Annotated in this window: 22 protein-coding genes; 7 read left to right on the top strand and 15 right to left on the bottom strand. The window is 66.8% G+C overall.

From position 1 onward, the window contains the following. Position 1 precedes the first annotated feature (1 nt). The 4 genes from GVL12_RS01975 (at position 2) to GVL12_RS01960 (ending at position 3035) form a co-directional block, all read left to right on the top strand. Positions 2-718 carry an ATP-binding cassette domain-containing protein gene (locus tag GVL12_RS01975; protein WP_159910950.1) on the top strand — a complete coding sequence of 239 codons (717 nt, stop codon included), beginning with the start codon at positions 2-4 and terminating at the stop codon, positions 716-718. After that, the gene (locus GVL12_RS01970) at positions 715-1986 is read left to right on the top strand and encodes an FtsX-like permease family protein (RefSeq protein WP_159910949.1); all 1272 of its coding nucleotides are present in this window, start codon (positions 715-717) and stop codon (positions 1984-1986) included. The genes GVL12_RS01975 and GVL12_RS01970 overlap by 4 nt, the downstream gene beginning before the upstream one ends. Positions 1987-1990: 4 nt before the next feature. Continuing rightward, complete coding sequence (locus tag GVL12_RS01965) at positions 1991-2554, top strand: DUF3299 domain-containing protein (protein WP_159910948.1); 564 nt, start codon at positions 1991-1993, stop codon at positions 2552-2554. 133 nt (positions 2555-2687) lie between these two features. Continuing rightward, positions 2688-3035, top strand: coding sequence for a serine/threonine protein kinase (locus GVL12_RS01960; RefSeq protein ID WP_159910947.1), 348 nt, complete (start codon positions 2688-2690; stop codon positions 3033-3035). 61 nt (positions 3036-3096) lie between these two features. Here the strand turns inward: GVL12_RS01960 and GVL12_RS01955 are convergent, their stop codons facing one another. Further along, positions 3097-3297 carry a hypothetical protein gene (locus GVL12_RS01955; RefSeq protein WP_159910946.1) on the bottom strand — a complete coding sequence of 67 codons (201 nt, stop codon included), beginning with the start codon at positions 3295-3297 and terminating at the stop codon, positions 3097-3099. A 138-nt stretch (positions 3298-3435) separates the two neighbouring features. Further along, on the bottom strand, positions 3436-4905 hold the full coding sequence (locus GVL12_RS01950; RefSeq protein ID WP_159910945.1) for a diguanylate cyclase: 1470 nt from the start codon (positions 4903-4905) through the stop codon (positions 3436-3438). A gap of 183 nt (positions 4906-5088) precedes the next feature. Here GVL12_RS01950 and gcvA point away from each other — a divergent pair, with 183 nt between their 5' ends. The 3 genes from gcvA to GVL12_RS01935 all read left to right on the top strand — a co-directional run bounded on the left by gcvA (position 5089) and on the right by GVL12_RS01935 (position 7767). Then, the gene (gene gcvA / locus GVL12_RS01945; RefSeq protein ID WP_159910944.1) at positions 5089-6027 is read left to right on the top strand and encodes a transcriptional regulator GcvA; all 939 of its coding nucleotides are present in this window, start codon (positions 5089-5091) and stop codon (positions 6025-6027) included. A 270-nt stretch (positions 6028-6297) separates the two neighbouring features. Then, entirely contained in the window at positions 6298-6816 is a 519-nt protein-coding gene (locus tag GVL12_RS01940; RefSeq protein WP_159910943.1) for a hypothetical protein, read from the top strand. A gap of 408 nt (positions 6817-7224) precedes the next feature. Next, a complete protein-coding gene (locus GVL12_RS01935) occupies positions 7225-7767 on the top strand; it encodes an RNA polymerase sigma factor (RefSeq protein WP_159910942.1) in 543 nt (180 codons plus the stop codon). Between the two features lie 130 nt (positions 7768-7897). Here the strand turns inward: GVL12_RS01935 and sctC are convergent, their stop codons facing one another. Genes sctC through sctJ form a run of 13 tightly spaced genes read right to left on the bottom strand, consistent with a single transcriptional unit; the run spans position 7898 to position 18807 of the window. Continuing rightward, positions 7898-9793 (bottom strand): type III secretion system outer membrane ring subunit SctC, encoded by a 1896-nt coding sequence (gene sctC, locus GVL12_RS01930; RefSeq protein ID WP_159910941.1) that lies wholly within the window; start codon positions 9791-9793, stop codon positions 7898-7900. A 26-nt stretch (positions 9794-9819) separates the two neighbouring features. Next, on the bottom strand, positions 9820-10227 hold the full coding sequence (locus GVL12_RS01925) for a CesT family type III secretion system chaperone (protein ID WP_159910940.1): 408 nt from the start codon (positions 10225-10227) through the stop codon (positions 9820-9822). A 20-nt stretch (positions 10228-10247) separates the two neighbouring features. Continuing rightward, positions 10248-11297 (bottom strand): type III secretion system export apparatus subunit SctU, encoded by a 1050-nt coding sequence (gene sctU / locus GVL12_RS01920; RefSeq protein WP_159910939.1) that lies wholly within the window; start codon positions 11295-11297, stop codon positions 10248-10250. A gap of 15 nt (positions 11298-11312) precedes the next feature. After that, positions 11313-12122 (bottom strand): type III secretion system export apparatus subunit SctT, encoded by an 810-nt coding sequence (sctT, locus tag GVL12_RS01915; RefSeq protein ID WP_159910938.1) that lies wholly within the window; start codon positions 12120-12122, stop codon positions 11313-11315. A gap of 25 nt (positions 12123-12147) precedes the next feature. Continuing rightward, positions 12148-12417 (bottom strand): type III secretion system export apparatus subunit SctS, encoded by a 270-nt coding sequence (gene sctS / locus GVL12_RS01910; protein WP_159910937.1) that lies wholly within the window; start codon positions 12415-12417, stop codon positions 12148-12150. A 16-nt stretch (positions 12418-12433) separates the two neighbouring features. Beyond that, on the bottom strand, positions 12434-13081 hold the full coding sequence (gene sctR / locus GVL12_RS01905; protein WP_159910936.1) for a type III secretion system export apparatus subunit SctR: 648 nt from the start codon (positions 13079-13081) through the stop codon (positions 12434-12436). Next, entirely contained in the window at positions 13078-14217 is a 1140-nt protein-coding gene (gene sctQ / locus GVL12_RS01900) for a type III secretion system cytoplasmic ring protein SctQ (RefSeq protein ID WP_159910935.1), read from the bottom strand. The genes sctR and sctQ overlap by 4 nt, the downstream gene beginning before the upstream one ends. A 22-nt stretch (positions 14218-14239) precedes the next feature. Next, positions 14240-14827 carry a hypothetical protein gene (locus GVL12_RS01895; protein ID WP_159910934.1) on the bottom strand — a complete coding sequence of 196 codons (588 nt, stop codon included), beginning with the start codon at positions 14825-14827 and terminating at the stop codon, positions 14240-14242. A gap of 60 nt (positions 14828-14887) precedes the next feature. Further along, entirely contained in the window at positions 14888-15391 is a 504-nt protein-coding gene (locus GVL12_RS01890) for a YscO family type III secretion system apparatus protein (RefSeq protein ID WP_159910933.1), read from the bottom strand. Next, positions 15388-16755: a type III secretion system ATPase SctN gene (gene sctN, locus GVL12_RS01885; RefSeq protein WP_200843422.1), complete on the bottom strand. Its 1368-nt coding sequence runs from the start codon at positions 16753-16755 to the stop codon at positions 15388-15390. The genes GVL12_RS01890 and sctN overlap by 4 nt, the downstream gene beginning before the upstream one ends. Beyond that, on the bottom strand, positions 16752-17393 hold the full coding sequence (locus GVL12_RS01880) for an HrpE/YscL family type III secretion apparatus protein (protein WP_159910932.1): 642 nt from the start codon (positions 17391-17393) through the stop codon (positions 16752-16754). Before GVL12_RS01880 ends, sctN begins: the two co-directional genes overlap by 4 nt. Beyond that, positions 17363-18040 (bottom strand): hypothetical protein, encoded by a 678-nt coding sequence (locus tag GVL12_RS01875; protein ID WP_159910931.1) that lies wholly within the window; start codon positions 18038-18040, stop codon positions 17363-17365. The genes GVL12_RS01880 and GVL12_RS01875 overlap by 31 nt, the downstream gene beginning before the upstream one ends. After that, the gene (gene sctJ, locus GVL12_RS01870; RefSeq protein ID WP_200843421.1) at positions 18037-18807 is read right to left on the bottom strand and encodes a type III secretion system inner membrane ring lipoprotein SctJ; all 771 of its coding nucleotides are present in this window, start codon (positions 18805-18807) and stop codon (positions 18037-18039) included. The genes GVL12_RS01875 and sctJ overlap by 4 nt, the downstream gene beginning before the upstream one ends. Positions 18808-18809 lie beyond the last annotated feature (2 nt).

Here is an 18809-nt window from a genome sequence, read left to right as displayed (position 1 = left end):
CATGTCAGGCTGCTTGCTCGAATTGCAGGACCTGCGCTTTGCCTGGCCGGGCAGTGCGCACGACTGTCTGGACATTGCTGCGCTGCAGGTCGCGGCCGGTGAAACCGTTTTTCTCCACGGCCCCAGCGGCTGCGGCAAGAGCACGCTGCTGTCGCTGCTCGCCGGCGTGCTGCTGCCCCGGTCGGGCCGCGTGGCCCTGGACGGTGTGGACTGGGCGGACCTGCGCGCGACCGCGCGCGACCGCCACCGCGTCGACCATGTGGGCTATATCTTCCAGCAGTTCAATCTGCTGCCCTATCTCACCGCATTGGACAACGTGCTGCTGCCTTGCCGCTTTTCCACGCGCCGGCGCGACGCCGCGGCGCGCAGCGCGCGCTCGCTGCGCGCCGAGGGCCGGCACTGGCTGGCGGGCATGGGGCTGGACGCATCGGTCTGGGACAGACCCGCGCATACGCTGTCGGTGGGCCAGCAGCAGCGCGTCGCCGCGGCACGCGCGCTCGTGGGCCAGCCGGGCCTGGTGATTGCCGACGAGCCGACTTCTGCGCTCGACGAAGACCGGCGCGACGTTTTTCTGGACCTGCTGCTGTCGGCCTGCGCCGCGGCCGGCAGCGCGCTGGTGCTGGTGAGCCATGACCGGCGCATCGCCCAGCGCTTCGGGCGCGAGGTGGCGCTGGCGCAGATCAATCGCGCCGCGCGTGCCGCCGAGGGGGACGCATGAAGGGCGGCTTTCTTCTGGGCCTGGCCTGGCGCAGCGCCTGGAACCGGCGCTTCACGCTGGCGCTGACGGTCTGCTCGATCGCGCTGTCGACCTTCATGCTGCTGGGCGTGGAGCGCGTGCGCACCGATCTGCGCAGCAGCTTCAGTTCGGCGGTGTCGGGCACCGACCTGATCGTCGGCGCGCGCACGGGCTCTACGCAACTGCTGCTGTACGCGGTGTTCCACGTCGGCGCGGCGACCAACAACATCCGCTGGAGCAGCGTCGAAGCGCTCGAGAAGCTGCGCGGCGTCGCCTGGGTGGTGCCGCTGTCGCTGGGCGACTCGCACCGGGGCTTTCCCGTGCTGGGCACCACACCGGCCTATTTCGAACACTTCCGCTACGGTGAGCAGCAGCCGCTGCAACTGCGCGAAGGCCAGCGTTTTCACGATCTCTACGATGTGGTGATCGGCGCCGAACTCGCCGAGCGCCTGGGCTATAGCCTGGGCCAGCGCATCACGCTGGCGCATGGCATGGGCGAAGTGCAGATCGGCGGCGACCATGCGGACAAGCCTTTCACCATCACCGGCATTCTGGCGCGCACAGGAACGCCCGTCGACCGCACGGCGCACATCAGCCTCGAAGCGCTGCAAGCAATCCATGTCGACTGGGTCGTGGGCGCACCGCTGCCCGGGCGGCGCATAGGCGCCGAAGCGGCGCGCGCGATGGATTTGACGCCCAGGAGCGTGACCGCAGCGCTGGTGGGCCTGCACAACCGCGCGGCCGTGTTCTCGGTGCAGCGCCAGGTCAACGGCTTTGGCGCCGAGCCGCTGATGTCGATTCTTCCCGGCGTGGCGCTCGATGAACTGTGGGACGTGGTGGGCGCGGGCGAGCAGGCGCTGCTGCTGATGTCGGGGCTGGTGGCCCTGGTCAGCATGGCGGGCCTGATGTCGGTGATTCTTGCGGGCCTCAATGAACGCCGGCGTGAACTCGCGGTGCTGCGCACCGTGGGCGCGGGCCTGCGCCATGTGCTGGCGCTGCTCGCGCTCGAAGGCATTGTGCTGACCGTGGCGGGCATCGTCACGGGCATCGCCGCGCTGGTCGTGTGCGTGCTCGCGCTCAACCCCTGGTTGCAGGCGAGCTTTGGCCTGACGCTGCATCTGGGGCAAACTACGCCCCTGCAGTGGCTGCTGCTCGCGGGGCTGCTGGTCGCCGGCTGGCTGGCAAGCCTGCTGCCGGGCTGGCGCGCCTACCGCCTGTCGCTGGCCGATGGTCTGTCTCCGAAAATCTGACGCGATGTTCACACCTTTTTGCGCTCCTTCCTTTCCCCGCCGCCGCCGCCTGCTGCAAGGCCTGGCCGCTGGCCTGTGCCTGGGCGCGACGCCCTGGCTGCAGGCCGCGCCGTTCACGGAAATCAGCTGGGACGCGCTGGTGCCGCGCAACTGGGACCCGATGAAGTCCTTCGAGGACCTGCAAAAGCTCAGCGCGCTGCCCGACTCCGATCCGCGCGTGCAGGAGTTGTACGAGCGCATGCGCAAGGTCTGGGACGACGCGCCCACCGTGGCGTCGTTCGATGGGCGCCAAGTCAAGATCCCGGGCTTCATCGTGCCGCTGGACAGCGCCGACAAGGGGCTGCGGGAGTTTCTGCTGGTGCCGTACTTCGGCGCCTGCATCCACACGCCGCCGCCGCCTGCCAACCAGATCATCCATGTGAGATCCGCGGCGCCCGTCAAAGGATTCCAGTCGATGAGCGCGGTCTGGGTCAGCGGTACCATGGGGCTGGTGCGCGCGAACTCGGAGCTGGGCGTGAGCGGCTACAGCATCCAGGCCAGACGCGTCGAGAAGTACCGCGAGAAGTAGCCGCAGGGTGTGCAATGCGGTCGGCCTGCTCCTACCTCCAGGAAGGTGCTGCACCGACCTCTGTCGCACGCCTGCGCGGTCACGCTTGTGGCTGAGCTGGCCAATGCAGGCCATGCCGGAACCGGAGACCGCCATGCGCATACCGAACACTACCCCGCAGGACCCCGATCAGCCTGGAATAGACCGCAGCGAAGATGCAAACGCCGAACTGCCGGAAGGCGAGGATATCAACGACCACCTGAGTGCCGAGGTGGACGTCGCCGACTCGCTCGACGATGCGTCCGCGCACCGCTTCGACGACATGCCGCAGGACGGACCGCTGAACTTCGAAGACGGCACCGACATGGGCCATCCGCGTGGCAACACGGCGCGCGAAGGCGGCACCTGGCAGGCCGAGGGCGGCGATAGCGGCGACCTCAAGCCTCCCGCCGAAGTGCTTTCCGATACCAACGGTCCGAGCGATCGTGAAAATAAGCGCTGATGCGCGCCTCCATGCGAAAGGACGCCCATAGGCGCCCTTGATTTGGTGGAGCGTGCATGCGCTAACCCGCGCCCTGGCTGCCGCCGCCGTCCTTGTTCTGCCGTGATTGGTTCTGGTTGCCGCTGCCGATCTGCGATTCGCGGTCACTGCGGCTTTGCGGCGTGCGCTGGGCTTCGTTCTTCTGGGTGGGCGCCTTGCCGCCTTGCTGGTTGTGGTCGTTTTCGACCTTGCCCCTGCCTGGTTCCTGTTTGTCTGTGGACATGTTTCTCTCCTGTGAAGTGCCGGTCGGATGACGCGAACACCCCACTCTAGGCACTGCGCCTGGGCCATCAGGCAGGCAGGCGTGCCGTGAAGACGTCAGGTCAGACCGACAGCGCAGTGTGAATCCGCGTCCAGGCCTTCACGCTGCCCCGGACCGCCGATCCAGCTCTTTCGACGCGTAGAAACGCGCCTTGTCGGCATACATCGCCTGGTCCGCGCGGTGGCCCACGGCCTCCATCGACGCGCCTTCGTGGCCGCAGGCGTGCCCCATGGCCAGATGGATGGTATGCCCGGGGTAGAACTGGTTGTTCAAGTCCAGCAGCGACAGAATGCGCTCCTGCATGGCCAGCGCGCCGCGTTCGTCGGTGGCCGGCAACAGCACCATGAACTCGTCGCCGCCGATGCGCGCGACGCACGCCGGGTCATCCACGGCCTTGGCAAGCACCTCGCCGAGGCGGCGCAGCATGGCGTCCCCTGCGGCATGGCCATGCTCGTCATTGACGGCCTTGAGACCGTTCATGTCGATGGCGACCATAGACAGCGGCCACGGGCCCTTGCGCGACAGACGGTTGAGCTCTTCCATGTAGAACGCGCGGTTGCGCAGCTGGGTCAGCACATCGTGCTTGCCCAGGTACTCGAGATAGGCTTCGGCCTTCTTGCGGGCGGTGATGTCGACCAGGGACAGCAGCACCAGCTCCCAGTTCTTCGCATGGCTGGCCATGATGGACAGCTCAAGGTGGATGTGCAGGGTCTCGCCGTTGAGGGCGTAGTTCACCACTTCGCGCTGCTGAACCAGCTTGCCGTTCCACAGGTCCTGCAGCTGCTCGGCAAAGGAGTCGTACATTTCCCCGCGAAAGACGCGCGACAGGTTGTGCAGCAGCTCGGGCTTGCTGGCCGCGCCGAACATCTCCAGCGTCTGCCGGTTGACGTCGATCACGCGGATTTCCCGCATGCAGCGCGTGACGAATTCCGGGTGCACTTTCAGGAAGGTCCTGAAGTCGCTGATGCCGCGTGCACGCACTTCGTCGAGCAGTTGCTTGACTGCGCTGAAGTCTTCGACCCACAGCGATACCGGGGAGTGCTCGAACAGGTCACGCGCATATTGCTCGCTGCGCCGCAACTGTTGCGTGCCCTGCACTTCGGCGGTCACGTCCTCGAGCGAGACCAGCACCCGGCTCCAGTTGTCCTCGTAGCCCGGCAGCACCCGCGCGCGGATCTGGACGTCGAGCCGGCGCCCGTCGAGCGCGTAGTTCACCGAACGGGTTTCGAAGTCCTGCTTTCCCTGCCACAGCGCGAGCAACTCGGGCACGATGCTGTCGAGCATGTCGCCGCGGAAGACCTCGTGCAGGCGGTCTTGCAGCGTCTGCTGGTCCGGCGCCTTGAACAGGTCGAGGGTGTATTGGTTGACGCGCAGCACCTTGTACGAATGGCTGCAGCGCTGCAGGCGCTGCGGATCCTCGTGCAAAAAGGCGAGCAGGTCGGTGACGCCTTCGGCCCGCCATTGGTCGAACAATAGCTTGAGCCCACTGTAATCCTCCATCCACAGGGACACAGGAGCCAGGTCGAACATGTCTTCAAAGTCCAGGCCGGTTGCGAGAGAAATGGTCACCACTAACACCTCCACCGGCGATTATTGCCGACCTCGGGGTGGCGCATGCCATTTCTGCGTGGCGCCGGGTTGCCCGGATGTTGCAGGCGGGACAACTGCGGGTGGACGGCGGCAATCCCCTGTGTGGACAATCTGCGCCGGGCCTGCCGGGCGGCGCGGCCCAAGGGCTTCTAGAATCGCGCCATGGTCAAGAAGATTCCCCCGCTCAATCCCCTCAAAGTCTTTGATGCGGTGGTGCGAACGCGCAATCTGACGCAGGCGGCCAAGGAGCTGCACATCAGCCAGTCGGCGGTGAGCAAGCAGCTCAACGTCCTGCAGTCCTATCTGGGTGCGGAATTGTTCCGGCGCGAGCGCCATGGCATCAGCCTGACCCAGGCCGGACTGCGCTACGGCGAAGCCATCGCGCCCGCGTTCGAGAGCATCGCCAAGGCCACGGGCGAGATCATGCGCAGCGGATCGGACAGCACGCTGCGCATCCAGACCTACACCACGTTTGCGGCCAAATGGCTGATTCCCCGGCTCAGCGATTTCCACGCGCGCTACAGCGAGATCGCGGTGGTCATCACCAACTCCGTGAAGGACGTCGATTTCGACCGCGACCCGGTCGATCTCGCGATCCAGATGGGGCGCGGCGCCTGGCAGGGCATGGATACGGACTTCCTGTTTGAGGATGTGATCGAGCCGATCTGCAGTCCGGCATTCCTGCGGGCCAATGCGCCCGAGGCCGCCTATCCGCAGGCCTTGCTGCGCAAGCGTCTGCTGGTGTCGCACTATCGCCAGAAGGACTGGCAGACATGGGCGCGGCTGTGCCGCTACGAGAGCGAAATCCAGGAGGTCGAAAGCATGCAGTTCAGCAGTTCGGTCCTGACCTGGCAGGCCGCGGCCGATGGCCTGGGCATCGCGATCGGGCAGACCGCGCTGCTGGTCGATGACCTGACGAGCGGCAAGCTGGTCGCGCCGTTTCACCTGCCGGTGCGCACCGGTGCGTCCTACTACCTCGTGAGCCCGCAACTGCAGCGCCAGTCGCGCAAGGTCGAAGTGTTTCGCGACTGGCTCAAGGAACAGGTTGCGGCATCGACGGCTTCGGCACAACAACTCACCGCAGCGCAAGGTGGTGGATAACCCGCCTGCAAGAAAGTCGCAGGCTTGCCAGGACTCTTTTATTTTTTCATAATACGGGAACCATCACGGATATTCAGTAGTTATTTCCCGTGATTGGCAGTTTGGCTGTTTTTGATTAGGAACCACCTGTAGACTCCGGTTACTAAAAATAAGAATCTACTAATAATCAAATAGGTTTCCATTATTGTGACTATTACAACGCTTTTGCTGCCTGTAAATACTGCTCAGCTTTCGCTGAATTCATTCCGTGATTCAGCAAGCAAGGGCGAGATGTTGCAGGTCGTGCACGACGGCTCTGCGTGGAAAGTCTGGGTGGCCGGAACCACCATGAGCGAGCGCTTCGGTGCCCGCTCCGAGTTCGATGTGGATACCACGGCGATTTTTGCCGATGCCTTGGGGCGGGCGTTTTCCCGTGGCATTCAGGATGCCGTGGTGCGCGAGCTCGGTCTTGGCCCCAGGCCCGGCCAGCCCCTGGAGTCGCGTCTTGTGCTGCAGGCGATCACCATGGCCGAGGCCAGCCAGCAGGCCCTGCAAGGCGTCGATTTCATGACGCAGCTGATGTTCAGCGCCGCGGCCCGCAGCGCGGGGTTTCTCGACGCTTGCCGGGCGCTGGGCCTGCCGCCGGAGGCGGTCAGTCCGCAGCAGCGGGCGGCGGTGGACGCGTGCATGCAGGAGCGCTTTGCCCAGGCTGCGCTCCAGGGGCAATTTCCGGTCGCTCCCGCACTGGCGCAGCAGTGGCTGCATGCCGAGCTGACGGCCTTGAAGATGCAAACGCCCGAGACGCGCTGAGACCAAGGCCGCGGCTCTTGCGCCGGGCGCAGCGCAATCATCCCCTGTTTGGTGCAGGCCCCCGTGGCGCATGCGCATGCATGCATAGCCATGTGGAAGACAAGGTTTTTGTGTCCGGGACACATCCAGGACACGGATGACGCGCCATCTGCGCATTATCTTTACGAGTATGTACTGCCCGTGTGAAAGGCGGTCATACAGGTTGGCGTGAATAGTTGTATGCAATAGTGGGTTTTCCCTTGTGTATACAAATTCTCCGTTGCATGTAAGAATTAGTTACGCGGGTAAAACCGCATTCTTAATTCATCATGGGCGGTAGCCAATATGATCGACGAGTCAACGGTGCAAACGTGGGAAGCCAGTCCCTTGGGCTCCGGTGCGCTTGCAGAAAATGAGCCATCGACGCCAATGGACGAGCAATCCATGGCGCAGCGCGATGAGCTGTTTCAGGGCCTGGTACAGGCGCACGGCACGCGTCTTTATCGCTTCATCATCAAGAATATCGGCAATCCCAGCGATGCCCAGGATCTGGCCCAGCAGGCTTTCCTGGAGGCCGTCCGCTCGTATAGCTCCTTCAAAGGGCAGTCCGAGCTGTCCACCTGGCTGTACGGCATTGCCATGAATCTGGTGCGCAATCACCTGTCACGCGCTCCGCATCGACGCTACGAGTTCACCGATGAATCGGTGCTGGCCGACATGGCTTGTGACGCGCTGGCGCCGGATCAGGAAGCCGAGCAGACCGAGCGCATGCGCCACCTGCAACTCGCGCTCGAGGACTTGCCCGAGAGCATGCGCTCCATCCTGCTGATGGTCGCGGTCGACGAGATGTCCTATGAAGCGGCTGCGGCCCTGCTGACGGTGCCCGTGGGCACGGTACGCAGCCGGCTCTCGCGCGCGCGCGCTGCATTGCGCGCCAAGCTGCAGGCGCGCGGGGTCGAGCTGGATTTTTGACTTTACGCCCCCTCTGAGCGGCTGTCGCTGCCGGGCACCTCTCGCTTGGCGAGCGCGGGACGACACTCTCGTTGCGGCCCTGGCTTGCTGTCCCTGAACTCGATCACCCCGGTTGCATGCCTGGACCCCGTCATGGCGAGGGCTGTTCCATTGCCATGGGCGCCAGAGGTTCGGCCTGCACCGGTGCCGGCATGGGCAGCATGGGGACCGGCTCACGCAGCGCGTTGACGTCCGCCGCCACGCCCGTGGGCAGCGTCACCAGCCGGGGCTTGATCATGAACAGCCGCTCGCGCGATGCCTCGTTCTGGATCTTGTTGGAGAACAGCAGGCCGAACACCGGTATCGAGCCCAGTCCCGGCACCTTGTTGACGTCGCGCGTCGACTGCGTGCTCTTGTAGCCGCCGATCAGCAGCGTCTGGCCCTCGCCGACGATGGCCTGGGTGCTGACCACGCTGCGGCGCACGGTGGGCAGGGAATCGATCTCGGTGTTCTGGATCTGGCCGTCCTCTATGTCCACGTCGAGCTGGATCACCGGCCCTTCGGCGCGCTCCACATAGTGCGGCGTGACGCGCAAGGTCGTGCCGGCGGTGATCGGCGTGATGGTGGCCACGCGCTCGCCTATGCTGCGGATGTAGAAGGTCTCCGACAGATCGAGCAGCGCGCCGATGTTGTCTATGGTGAGAATCGAGGGACGCGACTGGATATGCGCCTCGCCCGTGCCTTCGAGCGCGCGGATGCGGTTGATCAGGAAGTTGCCCGAACTCACGACCAGGCTCGTGGGGTCGACGCTGGCGCCGCGCGCGATGGAGCCCAGCACCAGGTCGTTGCCGTCGCCCTTGGTCGCCATCGAGCCGAAGCCCGCGACCGTGCCGCCCCGGCGCGCGTTCCAGGCAATGCCCAGTTCGTCCAGGCGCGAGGAGTTGATGTCGATGATCATCGCCTCGATCTCGATCAGCGGCGAAGGGATGTCGAGCTGCTCGATCAGGCTCCTGTAGAGCGGCATGCGCTCGGCCGTGTCCTGCACGATGATTGCATTGAGCCGTGAATCGGCCTGGATGGATGGCGCGGGCCGGCGCATGCCCGCGCCTGCGCCGCCGGCCATCATCTGGCCCGCGGCGGCGCCGGTCTGGGCGCCGGTGGCATTCGCCGTGCCGTTGGCCGAGGCGAACGGGCCGTTGGGCAGGCCGGAGCTGTAGGGGTCGAACGCCAGGCCGACCGTGTTGGCCGCGCTGGCCATGCCGGGCAGGCCGGGCAGGCCCTGGCCCGGGGCGACCGAGGAAATCAGCGCATTGTTGACACCCGAGCCGCCCGACTGGCCGCCGATCAGGTTGCGCAGCACCTGGGCCAGGCCCGGCGTGGTGATCTGCCGGTCGCGGTAAAGAATGGTGCGGTCGTCGACCGACGCATGCTTGAGGCGGAACACCGCGACCTGCTGGCCGCCGGCCATCACCGGCAACTGGGCCATGGTGCGCTCGATCAGCGCGACATAGGCGGCCGGGCCCGAGACCAGCGCAATGCCCTGCTCGGGCAATTCTCCCCAGCCGAAGCGCGCATCGAGCACACCCAGGCTCAGCAGCGCCTGGCGCACGGTGGCGATGTTGCCGCCGCCCGCGCTGATGCTGCGCGTCGCGACTTCGGTGGTGCGGCCCACGTACAGCGTGCCCGCATGGGTGAACCAGGTCAGGCCGTAGACGCTGGCCAGCCGGTCGATGAATTCCGTGGGGCTGGCGCTGTTGAATTTGCCGTGGACCTTGCCCGTGGCCTGGGGCGACAGATCCAGCGACAGGCTGAAGCTGCTCGCGAAATCGCCCAGGACCTGGGCCATGCTGGCGTTGTTCGCATAGTAGCTGTAAGCGGCCTCGGTCCAGGGCGGCGGGCCGGCCTGCGCTGTGGTCCAGGAGGCGGCGAAAACACCGGCGCAGGCCAGCGCGCGCAGCGTGCGGCGGGGCCAGGCCGGGAAGATGGAGGGTGTCGGCAGTGCGGAGTGCGCGGGCATGGAGTGCGAGGGAAAGGGGGACAGCGTCATGAACAGGAAACTCCGCAAGGGCCGCGTCAGAGGGAAGAACTGGCTTTGGACCAGAAAGCGAGCGAATTGACAAAAGTGCCTATGGCCTCGTCGATGTGCTGCAGCGACTGCGCGCGCGCCGGCAACTGCAGCCAGAGGGCCCGTTCGCGGGCGTCCACGCTGCAGGTGGTTGCCTGCTCCTTCATGGTGCCGCAGGCCAGCCGTGCAAAGGCCAGCAGCAGTTCGTCGCGTGCCAGGCCCGGCTCCGGCAGGGGCCTGAGGTGGGCGCTGACCATCAGGCCTTCGCCGCGCAGGGCCTGAAGTCGCAGCGCATAGCGGCCATCGATGAGCAGCTGCAGCGTGCTCGCATCGGGCGCGAGGGCAATGCCATGGTGCGCGGCATAGCTGTGGAGCAGGGCGACGGCGGCCGCATCAGGGGGGGAGGAAGTGGACATGGACGGAGGAGCGCAGGCCTTCAGGGCGGGGGCTGCTGGCCGAGCTGCTGCAGCAGCCGAAGCACTTCGGCGACGGGCTCGACCAGCTCGGAGGGAATGTATTGACCGGCTTCGCCCTGGGCGGTCAGCGCCCGGGCCAGCGGGATGTTCTGCATCACGGGCACGCCGGCCTCGCGCGCCGCATCCATCATTGCCTGGGCCAGCGCACCCTCGCCCTTGGCCAGGATCAGCGGCAGCGGCGTTTCGTTCTCGTCGTAGCGCAGCGCGACCGCCAGGTGGGTCGGGTTGGTCACCAGCACGGTGGCTTCGCGTGCGCTTTGCACCGCGCTCTTTTGCTGCATTTCCTGGTGCATCTGCTTGCGCTGGTGCTTGATGTGCGGGTCGCCTTCCATTTGCTTGTACTCCTGCTTGACCTCGTCCTTGGACATCATCAGACCCTTGCGGTATTGCATGCGCTGCCAGACGAAATCGGCCAGCGCGATCACGCTGTAGGCCAGCCCGATGTGCACCAGCATGGTCTTGAGCAGCGTCGCCATGACCTGGCCCAGGCCCGGCAGGCCGGCCTGCGGAATGCTGCTCAGTATCGGTATGGCATCGCGGATCAGCGTGGCCAGCAGGCCCGAGAGAATGGTGATCTTCAGCGCGGACTTGAGGAACTCGACCAGGTTCTTCTTGGAGAAGATGTTCTTGGCGTTGCTCAGGATGTTGAGCTTCTTGCCCGAAGGCTTGAGCTTCTCGAACGCGAAGATGATGCCCACCTGCATGGCATCGGCGAAGATGCCCACGCCCAGCACGATGCCGAGGAACGGCAGCACCACCCAGGCGGCGCTGGTCAGCAGTTCGATCACCAGGGTGTTGGCCGCGTCCTGGAAATTCAGGCGCAGCAGCGTGCCGGGCAGCAGGATCATCTCGCCCAGCGTTTCGACGATGTGCGCGCTGTTGCTCAGCAGGTAGCCGAAGATCGACAGGATCAGCAGCGTTTGGGTGAAGTCCTTGCTGTACGCGACATCGCCTTTCTTGCGCGAATCGCGCAGGCGCTTGGACGTCGGTTGCTCGGTTTTTTCGCTCATCGCTGCTGCCGGCGCTCAGCCGCCCGGGCCCCATTGGCCGCGCAGCCACGGCAGTATCTGGCCGATGGCCAGCACGTGGTCGGTGGCGTACTCGAACAGCGACGATGCGTAGAGCATCAGCACCAGCATGGCCAGCGCGCTCTTGATGGGCATGGCCATGAAGAACACCTGCAGTTGCGGCGCGAAGCGGCTGACCAGGGCCAGGCCGAATTCCGCGAGAAACATCGCCACCATGGCGGGTGCGGCGAGCAGCAAGGCCATGCGTACCAGCCGGCCGAGCTGCTCTAGCATCACCGGCACGGACTCCGGGCGCAGCTCGGGCGTCCACTGCAAGGCACCCCACAGCGCGAAGCTGTCGTAGAGCGTTCCGAGCAGCAGCGTGAAACCGCCGCTGATCAGGAAGAAGACGATGAAGGCCTGGTTGAACAGGATCCCCAGGGGCGAGGAGTCATTGCCGGTCAGCGGGTTGAGCGTGGCGGAAATGCTGGCGCCGCGCTGGTTGTCGACGAGAAAGCCGACGGCCTCGAAGATCCAGAAGGGAATCGCCGCGAGGTAGCCGATGACGAAGCCGATGAAGGCCTCCTTGAGCATCAGCAGCACCAGCATTGCCGGGTCGAGCGTGGCGGCCGCGGCCGAGACCATGGGCGCGAGCGCGGGCACCATCACCAGGCCCAGCGCGCCCGCCACGGCATAGCGCAGCATTCCGGGAATGAGTTGGGCGTTGAACAGCGGCAGGGCGATGAACATGGCGAGGATGCGCGGTTGGGTGAGGGCCAGCGTCTTGATGAAAGACGTGGCCTCATCGTAGGTAACCGGCAGCTCCATGGGGTTCCCTGGCGTGCGCGGGCGCTCAGTGGCCCAGGGCGGGCAGGGCGTCGAAGATCTGCACCGTGAAATTGAACATTTCCCCGCCGACCCAGCGCGCGGTCAGCAAGATGGTGACCGACACGGCGATCAGCTTGATGCCGAACGACAGTGTCTGCTCCTGGATCTGCGTCAGCGCCTGGAACAGCGAAAACAGCGTGCCGACGATGGAGCCGACGATGATCGGCGGCAGCGACAGCCAGAGCACCAGGTACAGCGCCTGGGTGAAGTAGGAAACGACGTCGACGGATTGCATGCGGGCTCCTTCAGGTTCAGGCGTAGGTGAGCACCAGTCCCTGGATCAGGCGCGACCAGCCATCGACCATCACGAACAGGAACAGCTTGAGCGGCAGCGAGATCGTGACCGGCGAGACCATCATCATCCCCATGGCCAGCAGGATGTTGGAGACGATCAGGTCGATCACCACGAAGGGCAGATAGATGAGAAAGCCGATCTGGAACGCGGCCGTGAGCTCCGAGACCACGAAGGCCGGCATCAGCACGATGAAGTCGCGCTCCGTCATGCCTTCGGACAGGCGCGGGCCCCACATGCGCTGGGCGGTGCGCACGAAGAAGTCGCGCTGCTCGATGCGGCTGTTCTTGAGCATGAACTCGCGCAGCGGCTCGGCGCCCTCGCGCACGCCGCTGACCAGCGAGGGAATGCTCTTGAGGGTTTCGGGCTGGGCGGTGAGCCGGTCGAACATGTGCATGCCGACCGGTGCCATCACGTAGACCGACAGGATCAGCGCCATGCCGTACAGCGCCAGGTTGGGCGGCATCTGCTGCACGCCCAGCGCATTGCGCAGCAGCGACATGACCACGGCGATCTTGAGAAACGAGGTGCTGACGACGACCAGCGTGGGTATCGTCGCCATCAGCGCCAGCATGACCGCCAGCGTGATCGGATCGAAGCTGTTCATGCTGTGTACGCAGTTGCGCCGGCAAACAGCTGGCGCACCGATACGCCCAGCAGGCCGTCGATCTCGACGAGTTCGCCTTCGCCGATCAGCGCGCCGTTGGCGCGGATGCGCACCGCGTTCGCCACGGGGTGTCCAAGGCGGATCGCCTGGCCGGGCTGCAGCGCGCGCAATTCGGCCAGCGTGAGGCTGATCTCGCCCAGATCGAAGGACAGGCGTACCGGGATGGCGTCGAAGCTCGCGGCTTCGCTCAGGGGTGGGTCAAGGGCGGGCATGGCGTGGCTCCAGGACTGGACAACGGTGAGAAAGGGGGCGGCTGCAGGCACGGGCGCCGCCTGCGCGGCGTCGTCTGCGCCATCGAGGGCGGTCTCGTGCGCGCCGGCCTGCGCCTGCATAGGCGCCGCGGGCAGCTGCACATGCAGGCCGCCGGCACCCGGGGCCTGGAGCCACAGCACGCGCTCGGCGCTCACAAAGCTGTGCGCCATCGGCACCACGTCGCCCGGACCGAGCTGCTGCAGCTCCTCGACGCTGAGCGTGGCGTAGCCGATGTCGAGGTACAGGGCGAGTGCCAGGGCCGCGCCCGCGAGCGGGCCGTCGCGCGGCGGCAGCGCCGACGCCAGGCCGGCCATCAGCAGCAGGCCCAGGCTGTCGCTGCGCAGCAAGCCGGCGATGGCCTGGCTGCCTTCGAGCGCATCGAGCTGCAGCGCGAAGGCATGGGGCAGCACTGCGGGCGGCTGGCCGCTGACCAGGGGCATGAGCTGGGGCGCGCCGCGACCCAGGCGTTCCAGGCTGGCCAGCAGGTCGTCGAGGGCCGCGGCCAGCGCGGCGGCCTGCATTTCCTCGGCCAGCGGTGGCAGCGCGGCGCCGCCCAGCAGTGCCGACAGCAGTTGTTCGGTCGCGGTGCGGGGCAGCTGCAGCTGCAGTTGCGCGCCAGCCCATTCGATGGGGACCAGGGAGTCGCCGGCCAGCGTCGGCCACGGCGCCTCGATGACGGGACGCAGGCTCGCCCGCCAGCGCGTGCCGCCACACTGCAACGGCATTCCCAGCGCCCGCTGGGCGATGGTCGTGTGGGCCTGCGCCTCGTTGCGTGACAGCTGTGGCGGTCTCCAGGAGGCCGGGGCTGGAAGGGATGTGGACATCTAGGAAAAGGAAAAGGGAAAGTCAGTGGTTCGCATCGACCTGCAACAGGCAGGGGTCTTCGGGATCGTCGGTCTGTACCTCGACGCGCACGTCGCGCTGCAGGCGCTGCACCAGGCTGTCGCAGAGCCAGGCGGCGCCCGCGCGCAGGCGTTCGCGCGCGCCTTCGTCACTGCAGGTGAAGCGGGCCACCAGCCGCCCCGCGTCCTCGAAGACGTCGACGACCACACCGGGCAGTTGCGCATCGGCCAGCGTGATCTGTACGCCGCGCCGGCCCTGGCTGCCGTCGCCCACCAGCAGGCGGCTGGCCATCTGCTCGAGGGTCTGCGTCAGCGCGGCCGATGCCGGCGGTGGCGGCTGCTGGGCGATGCCTGCGTGGGTGGGCTGAAACAGGTCGAACGGGCTGGCCACGGTGTCGGTGCCTGTGGCGGCGGTGTCGGTCGCCGGCGGCGCGTCGCGCTGCTGGGCCAGCAGGTCGCGCAGGTCCCGGCCCTGGTCGGCGAGCTGCTGCTGGCTGCGCGCGTCGGCCTGGCCGGGCGTATCGGAGGGCGTGCCGAACGCATTGCCCGACGGAACTCCGACATCGAGATGGATGGGACGTTCAGAGCGCATGGGTTCCTCCGGGTCGGCAGACACGGGTGCTGCAGGGCAGGGGGGCGGGGTGAAGGCGCATCAGCCGGCATCTCCGTCGGCGGTGTTCCAGTCTTCGCGCTCGCGAACGACGCTTGCGGCCTCTTCCATCTCGAGGTCTTCGCGGCGTTCGGATTCCAGCGCCTCGACCGAAGCGAAGCTGCTGGCCAGATCGATGAACTTGGACGTCTGCCGCGCCGCTTCCTTGTGCAGCACGCGCGCCTGATCGAAGCGCTGCTGCGCTTCCTCGAGCGCGCGCTGCGCGGCGTCCAGCGCGTCCTGCTGCCGTTGCTCGCGCTGGCGCAACGCGGCGACGGCCTGGTGCACCTGTTCGATTTCGCGCAGGCGCACCATGCGCGCGCACAGGTCCGCGTAGAGCTGCTGCTCGGCGAGCACGCCTTCGGCCAGCAGCCGGGCCAGCAGGGCCTCGGCGTCCATGCGCTCCTGCTGGGCCTCCAGCCAGGCCTGGCGCCGCTCGCGCATCACGGCTTGCGCCTGGCCTTCGCGAAAGCGCTTGATCGCCAGCAGGTCGCGCAGCATTTTCATCGCGCGGCTCCGACCAGTTGCTCGAGCGCGGCCAGCGTGTCCACAAGGCGCGAGTTCTCATGCGTGCGCTGCTTCAGAAATCCGCGGATGGCCTCCATCTTGTCTATGGCCTCGTCGGTGGTCGGATCGCCGCCGCGCTTGTACTCGCCGATCTTGACCAGCAGGTCGACTTCCTCGTACTTGGCCATGAGTTCGCGCAGCCGGCCGGCCATGCGCCTGTGCTCGGGCGTGACCACGGCGTTCATCACGCGCGAGGCCGAGGCGAGCACGTCGATGGCCGGATAGTGGTTGGCGGCGGCGAGCTTGCGCGACAGCACGATGTGGCCGTCGAGAATGGAGCGGGTTTCGTCGGCGATCGGCTCGGTCATGTCGTCGCCTTCGACCAGCACCGTGTAGAGCGCGGTGATCGAGCCCTTGTCGTTCATGCCCGCGCGCTCCATGAGCTTGGGCAGCGTCGCGAACACCGAGGGCGGGTAGCCGCGGCGCGTCGGCGGCTCGCCCGCGGCCAGGCCGATCTCGCGCTGGGCGCGCGCAAAGCGCGTCACCGAGTCCATGAGGAACAGCACCTTCTTGCCCTGGTCGCGGAAATACTCGGCAATGGCCGTGGCTACATAGGCGGCCTTGGCGCGTTCCATCGACGACTTGTCGCTGGTCGCGCAGACGATCACGCTTTTCTTGCGGCCTTCCTCCCCCAGTTCGATTTCCAGGAATTCGCGCACTTCGCGGCCGCGCTCGCCGATCAGCGCGACCACGGTCACGTCGACGTCGGCGCCCTTGACCAGCATGCCCATCAGCGTCGACTTGCCGCCGCCGGCGGCCGCGAAAATCCCCATGCGCTGGCCTTCGCCGCAGGTCAGCACGGAGTCCAGTGCGCGCACGCCCAGCTCCAGCGGCTCGCTGATGATGCGCCGCTTGAGCGGATCGGGCGCGTCGGCGAACACCGGGTAGAACTTGCTCGCTTCGAGCGGGCCGCGCTCGGCCACGTCCAGCGGCCGGCCCAGGCCGTCGAGCACGCGGCCCAGCAGGCCGAAGCCCACGGGCACGAGGTGGGCACGGCCCGTGGGAATCACTTCGGTGGCCGCGGAAATGCCGTACATGTCGCCTATGGGCGTGAGCAGCGCCGCATCGCGCGCGAAGCCCACGACCTCGGCCTTCATCTCGAAGTCTTCGCCGGGGTTGCGCAGCACGCAGACTTCGCCGACCTTCACCGTGGGCACCACGGCGCGGATGATGGTGCCGACCACCTGGGTCACGCGCCCCCGGATCTGCAGCATCGGCGCATCGTCGAGCGCGAGCTGCATCATCTCGGTGATGTAGTCGAACTGGCGCAGCGCGCGCAGTCCCGGTTTGACGATGGTGCTCATACGCGGCTGCCAAGCACTTTCTGGAAGGCCTTCTCGAGCGCCGCGATCTGGCCTTCTATGCTGGCTTCGACCAGACCGATCTCGCTTTCGAGAATGCAGGCGTGCGGGCCCAGACGGCCGTCGGCGAGGATGTCCAGATAGCCCACGCCGGGATAGGCGGACAGCAGGTCGTTGATGCGCGCGCGCACCACTTCGACCTGCTGCGGATGCAGGCGCAGCGTCATCTGTTTCTGGTTGCGCACCACCGACAGCGCATTCCTGACGACGATCAGCACGCGGTCGGCATCGCTGTAATCGTCGATGATCTTGCGCACCGCGCCCATGACCAGCGCCACCATGTCGGCTTCGACCTGGGCGAAATAGTCGACCGTGCGGCCCACGGTTTCTATCATCTTCTCGGCCTGGGCCATCTGTGCTTCGGCCAGGCCTTCGGCATAGCCGCGCTCGCATTCCCGGTCGTAGGCGGCCTGGGCGCCGGCGACGATCGCCTGGGCCTGGTCCTGGGCCGAGGCGATCAGCGCTTCGGCCTGTGCCCAGGCGGCAATCTCCGCGGCCCGCACGACCCGCGTGCCTGGAGCGATGCGCGCCTGCAGCTTGCGCTGCGGGGTCAGTGGATCGTGGGGAATGAGGAAAGCCATTCGGGCTCCAGGAAATGCAGGGTCTGCAGGCACAGGCCGCAGGCCTGCGGAGGGGTCATGCCGCTGGCTTCGCGGAAGGCGGGTGATTCGGCATCGAGGGGCAGTTTCCAGTCGGCGCGCCGGCGCAAAGGCGCGGGCGCGTCGTGCCAGCTCTGGGCCAGCAGGCCCGCGCCGAGCTGATCGGCGCCCGCGGCCAGCCCCTGGTCCAGCCACGGCTGCGGGTCCTCAAGGCCTGGATGCAGCGCGGCGCCCTGCTGGCAGACCCAGTCCCATGCCGCACGGCCTATCGTTTCCTGGGCCGCGCCGACTTCGCTGCGCGCAATGCGCCGGCGCAGGTTTTTCCCCAGCAGCAGCAGCCCCGCATGCCGGGCCGTGGCCTGCAGCAGCGCAGGCGCAGCGAGCGCGAGCGGCGTTGCGGCGTGCGACAGGTCGCGCACCGGCTGCGCGTCGGCCTGCAGGCGTTCGAGCAGCAATGTCGACCAGTGGCGGTGCCATTGCCGCGGGGCCGCGGGCGCAGCCAGCCAGGCCGGCGCCGTCGCATGGCCTGGCAGCCAGAGCGCGGCGCGGCTCGGATGCAGCCCGAGACTGGGCAGCAGGTTGAAGCGCTGCAGCGGCGCCGATGGGAGGGCGGGGTGCGCGCTGCTCACATGGCCTCGGCGGTCAGGGTGGGCGACGCCGGCGTGAGCAGCTTGCGGTAGCGCCACAGGCCATAGGCCAGCGCGGCGAGCGCAACCGCGGCAATGCCGACGAGCGACCAGAGCAGCAGGGACAGGCCCGGAGCGGTTTGCGCGGGCACCTCGAAGCCCCAGACCATCTGGCGCGCGCCGCCTTCTGGCGGGGCGGCGCCGGCGCGCGCCTGCGAAGCGACGAACACCACCGACACCCGGTCGGCGGTCAGGCTGGGAATGCTGTTCGTGACCAGGCGGCGGATCTGCGGCTGGATGATCTCGAGGTTGTAGCCGTCCTGGTGCTTGATGAAGACCGCGGCCGTCGACGGCACGCCGGTTTCGCCGGCCGTGCCGCGCTCGGGCAGCACCACGTGCACGCGCGCCGTGAGCACGCCGTCGATCTTGGACAGCGTGTTCGACAGCTCCTGCGACAGCGCGTAGATGTAGCGCGCGCGCTCCTCGAGCGGCGAGGAGATCAGGCCTTCCTTCTTGAACACCTGGCCCATGCCGGCAAAGCGCTCGCGCGGCAGGCCCTTGTCGCGCAGCACTTCCAGCGCGCGGCCCACATTGTCCGAGGCCACGCGCACGCCGACCATGCCTTCCTTGCCCGGTACCTTCTGGGTAGGGATGGAGGCATTGATCAGCGCGGCCAGCACTTCGTTGGCCTCGTCTTCGGGAATCGCGCCCATCAGGTCCACGCGCCCGCCGCAGGCGGCAAGCATCAGGCAGGTTACGAGTACGAGCATTT

The organism is Pantoea sp. 18069 (assembly GCF_902706035.1).
Lineage (GTDB): Bacteria > Pseudomonadota > Gammaproteobacteria > Burkholderiales > Burkholderiaceae_C > Comamonas.
This window is presented reverse-complemented; position numbering and strand designations above follow the sequence as displayed.